Origin of the sequence: Hymenobacter baengnokdamensis (assembly GCF_008728635.1) — a bacterium.
Classification (GTDB): Bacteria; Bacteroidota; Bacteroidia; order Cytophagales; family Hymenobacteraceae; genus Hymenobacter; species Hymenobacter baengnokdamensis.
The window spans coordinates 3,680,191-3,692,052 of sequence record NZ_CP044285.1; the positions used below are offsets into that span (position 1 = coordinate 3,680,191).

At 57.8% G+C, this 11,862-nt stretch carries 10 protein-coding genes; 4 read left to right on the plus strand and 6 right to left on the minus strand.

The genetic code is table 11. The annotated features are described in order from the left end of the window. Nucleotides 1-5: 5 nt before the first annotated feature. The 4 genes from F6X24_RS15790 to F6X24_RS15805 form a co-directional block, all read right to left on the minus strand. Nucleotides 6-608: a Uma2 family endonuclease gene (locus F6X24_RS15790; protein WP_151088933.1), complete on the minus strand. Its 603-nt coding sequence runs from the start codon at nucleotides 606-608 to the stop codon at nucleotides 6-8. A 125-nt stretch (nucleotides 609-733) separates the two neighbouring features. Then, nucleotides 734-2,227, minus strand: coding sequence for an NCS1 family nucleobase:cation symporter-1 (locus F6X24_RS15795; protein WP_151088934.1), 1,494 nt, complete (start codon nucleotides 2,225-2,227; stop codon nucleotides 734-736). 182 nt (nucleotides 2,228-2,409) lie between these two features. Beyond that, nucleotides 2,410-2,718: a hypothetical protein gene (locus F6X24_RS15800; RefSeq protein ID WP_151088935.1), complete on the minus strand. Its 309-nt coding sequence runs from the start codon at nucleotides 2,716-2,718 to the stop codon at nucleotides 2,410-2,412. 141 nt (nucleotides 2,719-2,859) lie between these two features. After that, complete coding sequence (locus tag F6X24_RS15805) at nucleotides 2,860-4,353, minus strand: GH3 auxin-responsive promoter family protein (RefSeq protein WP_151088936.1); 1,494 nt, start codon at nucleotides 4,351-4,353, stop codon at nucleotides 2,860-2,862. A 224-nt stretch (nucleotides 4,354-4,577) separates the two neighbouring features. Between F6X24_RS15805 and F6X24_RS15810 the strand changes: the two genes are divergently transcribed. The 4 genes from F6X24_RS15810 (at nucleotide 4,578) to F6X24_RS15825 (ending at nucleotide 8,040) form a co-directional block, all read left to right on the plus strand. Further along, the gene (locus tag F6X24_RS15810) at nucleotides 4,578-5,009 is read left to right on the plus strand and encodes an OsmC family protein (protein WP_151088937.1); all 432 of its coding nucleotides are present in this window, start codon (nucleotides 4,578-4,580) and stop codon (nucleotides 5,007-5,009) included. A 100-nt stretch (nucleotides 5,010-5,109) separates the two neighbouring features. After that, entirely contained in the window at nucleotides 5,110-5,601 is a 492-nt protein-coding gene (locus F6X24_RS15815) for a hypothetical protein (protein ID WP_151088938.1), read from the plus strand. A 106-nt stretch (nucleotides 5,602-5,707) separates the two neighbouring features. After that, nucleotides 5,708-7,444, plus strand: coding sequence for a phospho-sugar mutase (locus F6X24_RS15820; RefSeq protein WP_151088939.1), 1,737 nt, complete (start codon nucleotides 5,708-5,710; stop codon nucleotides 7,442-7,444). After that, entirely contained in the window at nucleotides 7,444-8,040 is a 597-nt protein-coding gene (locus F6X24_RS15825; RefSeq protein ID WP_151088940.1) for a hypothetical protein, read from the plus strand. The genes F6X24_RS15820 and F6X24_RS15825 overlap by 1 nt, the downstream gene beginning before the upstream one ends. Before the next feature lie 97 nt (nucleotides 8,041-8,137). Here F6X24_RS15825 and F6X24_RS15830 read toward each other — a convergent pair whose 3' ends face one another. Next, entirely contained in the window at nucleotides 8,138-8,944 is an 807-nt protein-coding gene (locus tag F6X24_RS15830; protein ID WP_151088941.1) for an XRE family transcriptional regulator, read from the minus strand. Nucleotides 8,945-9,579: 635 nt separating this feature from the next. After that, nucleotides 9,580-11,838, minus strand: coding sequence for a DNA helicase RecQ (gene recQ, locus F6X24_RS15835; protein ID WP_151088942.1), 2,259 nt, complete (start codon nucleotides 11,836-11,838; stop codon nucleotides 9,580-9,582). Between the last annotated feature and the right edge of the window lie 24 nt (nucleotides 11,839-11,862).

Sequence of the window (11,862 nt, forward strand, 5' to 3'; positions counted from 1 at the left end):
CCGCTCTATCTCGCTTCCTCAAAAATATCCTTCCAGTCAACCGCTAGCTCTGGTAGCGTATGTGATTGCATAAGCCCCGGCTCGGCGTAGGTACCAAGAGGCTCATACTGGCCTTCGGCGGAGAGCGCATACGCCACAATGGTTTGCTCACCGGGAAAGGCAATCCAATATTCGCCCACCCCATTTTCGGCATAGATGTCAAACTTGGTGCGCGTATCGAGTACCAGCGAGCTAGGCGACACAATTTCGATTATCCAGTCGGGAGCACCCAGACAGCCGCGCTTATCAATTTTAGTGCGGTCGCAGATGACGCTGATATCCGGTTGCACCACCGTTTGAATCTGGGCATCGCCGTTACCAGTGCTGCGCAGCAGCCGCACATCGAAGGGCGCGGAAAATACCTGGCAGGGCCGGTGTTTCAAAAATCCATATAATTCTCCGTGAAGATTAGACGCGATTTGTTGATGCTCCGATGTGGGAGCAGACATTTTGCGGAGTATCTTACCCTTTATGAGTTCGACATACTCCGTAAAGCGCCAGCTCAGGTAGTCGGCGTAGGTGTAAGACTGCGTAGGGTCGAGTTGCGAAAGGTCAGTAATGAGAGGCATGATGCTGAAATATACGTCCGTCTTAGCCGTCAGGCTACAGCCTCGGGCACCGGGCCCCTAAGCCGGGGCGGGTTTAGCGCAGCGTAGCTCGTGCCTTCGAAAAGTCGGCACGAGTTACGCTTCGCCTAAACCCGCCCCAGTGAGTTAAGTCCTTGTGCGCGCATCAGTCTCCAGTACACCCCACCGGCCACGAAGAAGCCCACGAACCAGGCGTAATTATATACTTCCAGCAGCCAGGGCCACACGGCCGCTTTGTCGAGCACGCTAATGGCAGCCAGGAAGCCGGGTACACAGGGCAGAATGCCCAGTACCAGCGCTACGAGGGCCACGGGATTGAAGCCGCGCTTATAGGCGTAGCGGCCCTCCAGTTGATATAAGTCGGACACGGATAATTTCTGGTGGCGCAGCAAGTAATAATCGGTAATGAGGATGCCGCCGATGGGGCCGAGTAGCGCCGAGTAGCCGACCAGCCAGGTAAAGATGAAGCCGCTTGGGTCGGCGATGAGCTTCCAGGGAAAGATGAGCAGGCCCACGATGCCCGTAAAATAGCCGCCCATCCGAAAGCTGATGCGCTGCGGCGCCAGGTTGGCAAAGTCGTTGGCGGGGCTCACGATGTTGGCGGCGATGTTGGTAGCCAGCGTGGAGAGGGCCACGGCCAGCATGGCGCCGGTCACGAGCCAGCGGCCTTCGAAGCGGCCGGCCAGCACTACCGGGTCCCAGATGGTGGTACCGTAGATGAGCAGCGTGGCCGAGGTAACGGCTACGCCCACAAACGAAAACAAGGTCATCGGCAGGGGCAGCCCCAGCGCCTGGCCCACCTGCTGCGCCCGCTGGCTGGTGGCGTAACGCGTGAAATCGGGAATATTGAGCGAGAGCGTGGCCCAGAAGCCGACCATGCCAGTAAGCGAGGGAAAGAAAAACTTCCAGAAGCCGCCCGGCGTGGTGAAGTGCGAGGGCTGCGCCAGAATCGGCCCCAGGCCGTGGCCGGCCGAGATGGCCCACAGCAGCAGCGCCAGTGCGGCGGCGGGCAGAAAAAATGCCTTGAATACCAGCAGCTTGCGAATACTATCAACGCCGAGGTAGACGACGTACATATTCAGCAGCCAGAATAGAAAGAAGGTACTAGCCGGCCCCGTGGCCAGTCCCCAGCTGGCTGGGAACACGGCCGGCAGCGTGCCCAGCCCCGGCCACCAGCGCACAGCCGCCTGGTAGCAGGCGTAGCCGCCAATCCAGGTCTGGATGCCGAACCAGCCGCAGGCGATAACGGCGCGCAGCATAGCCGGCACGTTGGCCCCGAGCACCCCGAAGCTGGCCCGCGCAAATACCGGAAACGGAATGCCGTAGCGCGTGCCCGCCCGGCCATTCAATAGCATAGGAATGAGCACAATGGCATTGCCCAGGAAGATAGTAAGCAGCGCCTGCCACCAGTTCATGCCGCCCTGGATAAGCGAGCTGGCCAGCATGTAAGTCGGTATGCACAGACTCATGCTAATCCAGAGCGCGGCGTAGTTCCAGGTGCCCCAGGTGCGGGCGACGGCGGGCACCGGCGCCAGGTCGGCGCTGGTGAGGCTGGCCGCGGGCGCGGCGGTTTCAGTGACGGCGGAGTACGGGATTTCCATGCGCTGGGCAGCCGCCGGCAATTACTTGGGCCGGGCGGCCTCCGCAAGCTACTCGCAAAGCGACACTTAGCCAAGAAAAGTGGCCGCCGCTGCCGCGGAGCGGGCACTTCATAAAAAAGGCGATTACCACTGCTGGTAATCGCCTTTGCGGGGAGCGCCTGGCCTCAAGGGCAAAGCACCGGCTACATTTTGGTTTTCACCTTCGTTTTGCCGTCCGACATAGACCCTTTGTCTTTGTGCATTTTACGGCTATGGGCGCTTTTCTGACCGCTCAGATTGGCGCTGTTGCCCATAGTGCCATCTACGGCGATGCTTTCGGGGTTATTAACGTTGGAGCCCGACTGATTAAGCGGCCGGGGGATGGTTACAGTACCGTTTTCCATCACGGAGCCGGTCGAGGATGTTCCGGTTTTGGGCGTAGTTTGGGCAAACGCAGCGTTGCTCAGGCAAATAGCGCAGGCAGCAAGCAGCAGAGATTGGGTAGCTTTCATACTAAATGGAATGTTTAACGTGGAAAAGACAGTGCGGCAGTTGCACACTATCAGCACGCTATACGGTTCCTTAGCAGGTGGTGTTGCCCGCCAGAGTTATTTTAATTTCCATTTTATATTAAAAATATTATATATAATATATTACATCCGTAACAGGCCCTCGGCCAGCTCCCGGTCGTTGCCCAGCCGGGGCACCTTATTCTGGCCACCCAGCTTACCTACGCTTTTCATATAGCGCTGAAATGCCCCGGCCGGCAGTGCGCGCAGCACCAGCGGCACCAGGATGCTACCCTGGCGCAGGTCGTCGTAGTAGGCATTGCGCTGGCGCAGACTGGCATCCAGGGCCGCCCCAAAGCTGGCCAGGTCGTACGGGGCCTGCGCAAACTCGATAAGCCACTCGTGGCGTGAGGGCTGCGACTTATCCTCGCTCACGAGCGGGGCCACGGTAAACTCGGTTACTTCCGCTTCGGGGTACTGGCGCACCGCTTCCCGCAAGGCGGCCTCTACTTCTTCGCCGATAACGTGCTCGCCGAAGGCGGACAGAAAGTGCTTGATGCGGCCCGTCACCACCACCCGATGCGGCTGCAGGTCGACAAAGCGGACGGTATCGCCGAGCGAATACCCCCATAGCCCGGCATTGGAAGTTAACACCACGGCGTACTGCCTGCCAAGCTCGACCTCCGCGATAGTGAGGCGGGGCGGATTTTCTTCAAAAAAGCGCTCCGCTGGTATAAACTCGAAGAAAATACCGCTGTCCAGGCGCAGCAGCAGGCCGGGGTTGCCGGGCTGGTCCTGAAACGCCATAAAGCCCTCAGAGGCTGGAAACAGCTCGATGCTATCGACCGGGCGGCCAATACTTTCGAGCAGCCGGGCGCGGTACGGCTCCATGCTCACGCCACCCGAGACAAAGAGGTCGAACGCCGGAAAAATCTCACCCACCAGCCGCCCGGTGCGGGCAGTGAGGTGGTCGAAATACATCTGTACCCAGGGTGGAATGCCGGAGATGAGCGTCATTTTTTGCCCCAGCGTTTCGCTCACAATCGCGTCGAGCTTGGTTTCCCAGTCCTCGATGCAGTTGGTGGCGTAGCCGGGCAGCTGACTGCGGCGCAGGTAGGCCGGCACATGGTGGTTGACAATGCCTGAAAGCCGGCCGGTCGGAATACCGCCTACCCTTTCCAGCTCGGGCGAGCCGGAAAGAAAAATGAGCCGGCCATCGAGAAAGCGTGCTTTGCCGGTGGCGGCCACGTAGTGCAGCAGCGCATCCTTTGCCCCGTTGATGTGGTTGCCGATGCTGGCCCTGGTAATCGGGATATACTTGGCGCCGCTGGTAGTACCGCTGGTTTTGGCCAGGTACAGCGGCCGGCCCGGCCAGAGCACGTTGGGCTCCCCGGCTTTTACGCGGTCGAAATACGGCTTAAGGGCCTCGTAGTCGCGAACGGGCACGCGGGCAGCAAAGTCGGCGGGCGTTTGGATAGTCCCGAAATCGTGCGCCCGGCCGAAGGCCGTGCCGGCGGCGGTACGTGTCAGCTCGCGCAGCAGGTGCAGCTGCGTGGCGGCCGGGTGGCGCTGCCACTGCCGGTAGCGGTGCACAGTGTAGGCCGCCAGCGGGCGGCTCAAGGCGGCTTTTAGTCCCATTAAGGACAAAAGTAGGTCACCCGCAGCAAGGTGGCTTTTGCGCCGAATCAGGGTTGCGGGGTAAGCTTTAGCGGCACCAGACGAGTAAACGGCGGGCCGGCTTAGTTATTTTGTCTAGTTTTACACTTGCAAAAGCTGCACAAATCTTTGTAGTCTTGCGCCCGTATCACTGCTGCCAGCTTGAGTGTCGGCAGTTATTTTTTCCTCATTTTCTTACTCTCCTCATGATTAATCAATTTGGCAAAGCGCAATGGCAGGGCGATGGCAAGGGCCACGGCACCATCAGCACTAAAAGCGGCGTAGTCGAAGCCCCCTACTCGGTGGGCTCGCGCTTCGAAGGCCAGAAAGGCACCAACCCGGAAGAGCTTATCGGCGCAGCGCACGCGGGCTGCTACACTATGTTTCTATCGATTGTGCTCGCGCAGCACGGCCACACGGTAGAAGACTTGACCACCACCTCAACCGTGACCCTGGACCCTTCCCAGAACCCGCCGGTTATCACCAAGATTCACGTGAGCACCGAGGGAAAAGTAACCGGCGGCAACATCACGCCCGAAGACTTTCAGAAGCACGCCGAGTTTGCCAAGGCCAACTGCCCGGTATCGAAAGTACTGAGCGCCGTACCCGAAATGACCCTGGCAGCTAAATTGAGCTAAGCGTTAAAAGCTATGAGTTAGGAGTTGATAGGTTGGCACTTAGCCAGCCCACCCGCCAGCTCTTAACTCATACCTTTTAACTCTTACCTACTTTTGCCCCATGCCCACTGGTACTACCCGCATTCGCTTACGCCCGGCCAACTCCTCCCGCCTCTCGTTTGGGGTGCAGGTTTCACTGGCCCTTTTTGCCATACTCTATGCCGTACTGATGCTGCGCAACTCGCCCAGCAGCCAGGATTTTTACTGGTTGAGCTATGTTTTTCTGGCGGGGTGCGTGCTGTACCTGGGTTTTATTCTCGTACATAATGCCCCGGTGTTTGGTACGCAGAGCTACTTCGAGTTTGCGCCCGGCTACCTGGTGCACAAGGCGGGCTTGTTTCGGCCCAAGCAGGTATTTGCCGCCGAGAACATGAGCCTGCTCGAGCTTATGCCCCGCCAGCTGCGGGTGCGCCTCAAAGACGGTGATATCCATGTGCTGAACATGCGCGAGGTGAAAGGAACCCGCCGCCGCGCCGTGCTCCGGGGTCAGCTCGAAAGCTTCGCCAAGCGCTACGGCGTGGCCTTGCGCGAGGAAAACCCAGCGGCTGCGTAAGCGCTGAACTTCGCTGCCCCGGCCTCGTACGTAAACCAACCCCTTGTAAGGACGCCCGATGGCGTCTTTACTTTTGTGCGTCCCCGCCTCTTCAACTTTCTTTCCCATGCCCCTTTCCTCCGACGTTCAGCAGCGCATCAACACCTGGCTTACGCCCGCTTACGATGCCGCTACTCAGGCCGAAATCAAACACCTCGTTGATACGCACCAGGACGACCAGCTCAACGACGCCTTTTACCGCACCCTGGAGTTTGGCACCGGTGGCCTGCGCGGTATTATGGGCGCGGGCTCGAACCGCATGAACCGCTATACGCTGGGCATGGCTACCCAGGGCCTGTGCAACTACCTGAAGCAGAGCTTCCCTAACCAGGAAATTAAAGTAGCTATCGCCCACGATTCACGCAACAACTCCCGGCTATTTGCCGAGACGGTAGCTGGCATTTTCTCGGGCAATGGCATTACGGCTTATCTTTTTGACAGCCTGCGGCCGACGCCCGAGCTGTCGTTTGCCATCCGGCACCTGGGCTGCCAGAGCGGCTGCGTTATCACAGCCTCGCACAATCCCAAGGAATATAACGGCTATAAAGTATACTGGAACGACGGCTCGCAGGTAGTAGCGCCGCATGATAAGAATATTATTATTGAGGTAAATAAAATCACCAGCCCCGAGGAAGTGAAGTTTACGGCCGACCCGAGCCGGATTCACCTCATCGGGCCGGAAGTAGATGCTGCCTACCTGGCCGAAGTCAAGAAGCTGAGCATCAACCCGGCCGCTATTCAGCAGCAGCACGATTTAGGCATCGTGTACACGCCCATCCACGGCTCGGGCATTAAGCTGGTGCCGCCGGCGCTGGCCGAGTTTGGCTTTACCAACGTAAGCATTGTGCAGGCCCAGGCCACGCCCGACGGTAACTTTCCCACCGTGCAGTCGCCCAACCCGGAGGAAAAAGCGGCCATGCAGATGGCCCTCGACCAGGCCAAGGCCCAGAACGCGGATATTGTGCTCGCCACCGACCCCGACGCCGACCGCGTGGGCGTCGGAGTGAAAAACGAAAAGGGCGAGTGGGTGCTGCTCAACGGCAACCAGACGGCCGCGCTACTGACGCACTACATCTTATCGGCTCGCAAGCAGGCCGGCAAGGCGCAACCCAACGATTTCATCGTGTACACCATCGTGACGAGCGAAATCCTGGGCGAAATTGCCCACTACTATGGCGTGAAATATTACCGCACGCTCACTGGCTTCAAGTACATTGCCGGCCTTATCCGCGAGCTGGCGGGCAAGGAGCACTACATCTGCGGCGGCGAGGAAAGCTACGGCTTCCTCATCGGCGACTTCGTGCGCGACAAAGACGCCGTAACCGCCTGCGCCCTCGTAGCCGAGATGGCCGCCATAGCCAAGAGCCAGGGCCGCACGCTTTACCAGGAAATGCAGCAGATGTACGCCCAGTACGGCCTCTACGTCGAAGACCTGATTTCGCTGACCAAAAAAGGCCAGCGCGGCGCCGAGGAAATCCAGGAGATGATGGTGGAGCTGCGCAAAAACCCGCCCAAGTCCCTGGCCGGCGCGCCGGTAGTGGAGATTCGCGATTATCAGACCGGCAAAATCCACCACCTCACCTCGGGCCAGGAAGACAGCACCGGCGTGGAAAGCTCCAACGTGCTGCAATTCATTACCGCCGCCGGCGACAAAATTTCGGCCCGCCCCAGCGGCACCGAGCCGAAAATCAAGTTCTATTTCAGCGTGAAGGAGCCGCTGGCTTCCATTGCCGATTATGAGCAGACGCACAAAAAGGCGGAGGAGAAAATCAAGCGCATTATCGAGGAAATGCAATTGAAGTAATGACTAGCCCACACGAAATGGTTGGCTCATCCGACCACTATGATGGCGTGCTGAGTCGACCATTTCTATTTGAACATTGGTATAAAGGATTTGTAGCTGCTGCGATTTCTTCCTTCTTAATTTGGCTGGCAGGAATTTCGCTTTTTATTAATTCAAACGATTGTTTAACTTGTTTTAATACGTTGAATGTTTTGATTATCGGAATTTCCGGTATGTCTGGTTTAGCTGTGCTTGCGGCTACAGTTTTACAGCACCAAAAATTCGAGCTTAATTCGACACTATCCAAGTACAGAATATATACTTGGGTTCTTGGTTTACGATTTGGACAATGGCAAACACTACCAGCCATAAGTCGCATCACCATAAGGCCTTATAGCAAAAACTATTTTTTATCCTTAGCGGATAGCTCTACTCCACCTGATTATAATGGCGGAATAGTGTCAACCGAGCACAAATGGCAAGTATTATTACATAATGCACAGTCGCCGACAGGAATTATTGCGGCCTACGTTGGCTACCCAAGTGCATTGAAATCTGCTACATTATTAGGTCAAATACTAAACGTACCCGTTACGGTTGAGAAGAATTCAGTTTAGTAAGAAGAGTGAATTTTTATTTCACCTCTACCTGCCAGCTGATAAGTAAAAAGGGAGACTGCTTTTACGCAGTCTCCCTTTTTACTTATCAGCTATTTTACGCCCGCTGCAATTGCAGCTGCTTCACCTGCTGCGTAAGGTCCATGACCATGCTAGCCAGATGCTCCAGCGACACGCCGCCGATGGGAAAAGCGCTGCTGATGTAGCTCTTGGCTTCCCAGATTTCGAGCACGTCCTCGGCTTTTACATCGTAGGGCGAGTACAAAGGATTATCCGACTGTAGGGCAAACATTGCGCTCTGCTTCAGCTTGTTATAGACCCGCTTAAATACGATACCATCCTTCTGGCTGACTACAATGCAGGGCGTACCGTCCTTGATGTTGCTCCAGTCGTCGACGTAGCGGCCCACGATGGTGGTGCCGCTGGCCAGCGGCAGCATTGAGTCGCCGGCAATCTCAAAGGCGCGGTAGGTGCCGGTGCTGGCCAGCATGGGCAGCCGAAAGCGCGGCAGCTCCTCGATAAACTCGCGGTCGGCGTAGCCGTTGAGGTAGCCGGCGGCAGCTTTCAGGGGCACCAGCTCGATATTTTCCTTGTCGTCGGGACCAACGGTGAAGGCCAGTACCCGCAGCGGCTTTTCTTCGGGCAGGGTATCGACCAACGGGCCAGCTTCGCGCAGGGCGGCGGCCGTTTTGGCGTTTTTGCGCTTGGTAAAGTCGGTGGTCGCCAGCGAGTCGAGCGGAATATTGAAGAGCCGGGCCATGTTGACGAGCGTGGCCAGGCGCGGCTCGGCGCGACCTTCTTCGTAGGCGCCCACCAGCGAGCGCTTGATGCTCAGCTTATCAGCTAATTGTGCTTGCGTAAGCCCCAGCTCGCGGCGCCAGAACTTGAGGTTGGTATTAATCATAACGGATAGGAAAGACGAGGGAGGAAAAACCCAACGCGGAGGGCACGCGACGCACAAAACCGGCAACACCGGTCGCAAGTTACTAATTCCATTAGACTTGTCAACGCTAATGAGGTGGGAATTGTTGAGAGCAATGAATTTTTGGGTCACGGATATTTAAAAACAGCCGCCTCGACTGAGGCGGCTGCGACGAAGTGTGCGTAAACGAGGGCTTATACAGTCAGGGTGGGCTTGGAAGAGTTGACTCCCTATTTGTTATTAAAAAAATTATTTATGTAATAATATATAATATAAATTTCCGCTACCACATCAGGCAATATGATAGGGTTACAAGATAGTATGCTTAGCCTGCCGCAAGGGCTATAATATGGGAGTTGACTATGATGATTCACAGTCAACTACATGTCCCGACTGCGGGAAGCCAGCCGTGCGATTTTCACATCGTTTCCGACCGCCTCGTCAAAATGCTAGCAGGCAGTGGAAGGTAGTTCAGTTTTTACACCAACATGGTTTCGATTACCAACACCTCTCTGCTGGCACCACCTACGCTGCGTATCCAACAACAATGCTGGAAGCTCGTGAATTTGTGGTGACCGATGCACCAAAGTCTTCCAAGCCTGGTAGTCAACAAGTTATTAGCGTCGCCGCTGCTGCTTTATCCCCGCCAGCCGCAGCTGAAAGTAATCATACTTCTCGCGCAGGTGGTCGAAGAGGTCGCGCAGGGCGGGCGCGCCGCCGAGCTGGGCGCGGGCGGTGGCAATTTCGGCGAGCTGCGAATCGGAGAGGAAATCCTGCATGCGCAGGTCGAGGCCTTTAGTATAGGCGCGCTCCAGGTGGCTTTTAATGGTACTCACGGCCAGGCCGCGCTGCTCGGCAATCTGCTCGGGGCTGAGGCCCTGGCGATGGAGCAGGAAGGTTGTCTCTTCGGTGCCATTTACGTCGCGGTCGGCGGCTTTGGCGGTGGCCGAGCGGGGGGCGGGCGCGTAGTCATCCTCGCTGAAGGGCGGCACGTTCAGCGACGTATCAGTGGCATCGGGCACGGGGCGGGGCGGACTATGCTGCAAAATGGCTTCGATAAACGCCTCGCCGTAGGTTTCAAACTTCTTCATACCCACGCCCGATACCGAGAGCATGGCAATGCGGCTGGTAGGCTGCTCGCGGGCCATTTCCTGCAAGGTGGTGTCGGTAAAAACCACGTAGGGCGGCACGCCCTGCTCGTCGGCGATACGCTTGCGCAGCTGGCGCAGACGCTCAAACAAGCGCGCCTCGGGCGTGCCGGCCCCGGCCACGGCAGCTTCGGCCGCGGCTTTTTTGGTGGCGCGGGTTTGCTTTTCGGCCTTCTCGGCCACCTGGAATTTCTTGAGCGAAACCGGCAGCTGGCCTTTCAGCACCTGCTGGCCGCGCTCGGTAATTTTGAGCGCGTAGCCTTCCTCGTAGGCGATGTAAAACAGGCCATCGTTCAGCATCTGGTGGATGTAGCTGTACCAGTCGAGGTAGGGCAGGTCCTGGCCCGCGCCGTAGGTTTTAAGCTGGTCGTAGCCGCCTTGCAGTACGGCTTGATTACGCATTCCACGCAATAGATCTATTAATAGATTTATTGCAACCCGCTGCTGGGCGCGGGCGCTGGCCGAGAGGGCCTTCTGGGCCAATAGCGTGCCGTCGAAGGTAGTGGGCGGGTTGCGGCAGATATCGCAGTTGCCGCAGTCGCGGCCCAGGTCTTCGGAGAAATAGTGCAGCAGGATGCGGCGGCGGCAGCTGGCCGCTTCGGCAAACTGCTGCATACGCTCGAGCTTGGCGGTGTTGAGCTGGGCCTGGCGGGCGGGCACGTCCTTGGTCACCATCTCGCGCATCGACAGCACGTCGGCGAAGCTGTAGAAGAGTAGCGCCGTGGCAGGCGAGCCGTCGCGGCCGGCGCGACCGATTTCCTGGTAGTAGCCCTCGATGTTTTTGGGCAGGTTGTAGTGCATCACCCAGCGCACGTTACTCTTGTCGATGCCCATGCCGAAGGCAATGGTGGCCACGATAACCTGCAGGTCGTCCTGCAAAAAAGCCTCCTGCACGCTGCCGCGCTGGTTGGGCGTCATGCCGGCGTGGTAGAAGCCCGCTTTAATGCCTTTTTGCTGAAGCTTCTGGGCAATAGTTTCGCAGCTCTTGCGCGAGAGGCAGTAGATGATGCCCGCGTCCTGGGGATGGCGGCCGATGAAGTCGAGAATCTGCCCGATGCGGTCCTGGCCGGGCCGCACCACGAGGTTAATATTGGGCCGGTCGAAGCTCGACAAAAACACCTGGGGCTCGTGCAGGCTGAGCTGGGTGATAATGTCGCGCTTGGTAAGGCGGTCGGCCGTGGCCGTGAGAGCGATAATGGGCGTGCCTGGAAAATGCCGGCGCAGCGTCCCGAGCTGGGTGTATTCGGGCCGGAAATCGTGGCCCCAGCTCGAAATACAGTGGGCCTCGTCGATAGCAAACATGCTCACGTTGACCCGCGTGAGAAACTGCATAAAGCCATCGCTCAGCAGCTTTTCGGGGCTGACATAGAGCAGCTTCAGGTGCCCGCTTACGGCGGCGCGGGCAATGTCGTTGGCCTCGCTCTGGCCCACGCTGCTGTTGATGTAAGCCGCCACGATGCCGTTGGCTTTCAGGGCTTCGACCTGGTCTTTCATCAGCGCTATCAGCGGCGACACTACTACGCATACGCCTTCCGACACCACGGCCGGAATCTGGAAGCAGACTGACTTGCCGCCGCCGGTGGGCATGAGCACCACGGTATCCTGGCCCGCGAGGATGCTCTGGATAATATCGCCCTGCATGGGGCGAAAATTATCGTAGCCGTAGTAGCGCTTGAGGGCCTGGCGGGCGGCGGTGAGCGAGGGAGCGGAGGCAATAACGGCGGACATAGAACACTGCGGTCGAAAGAATAA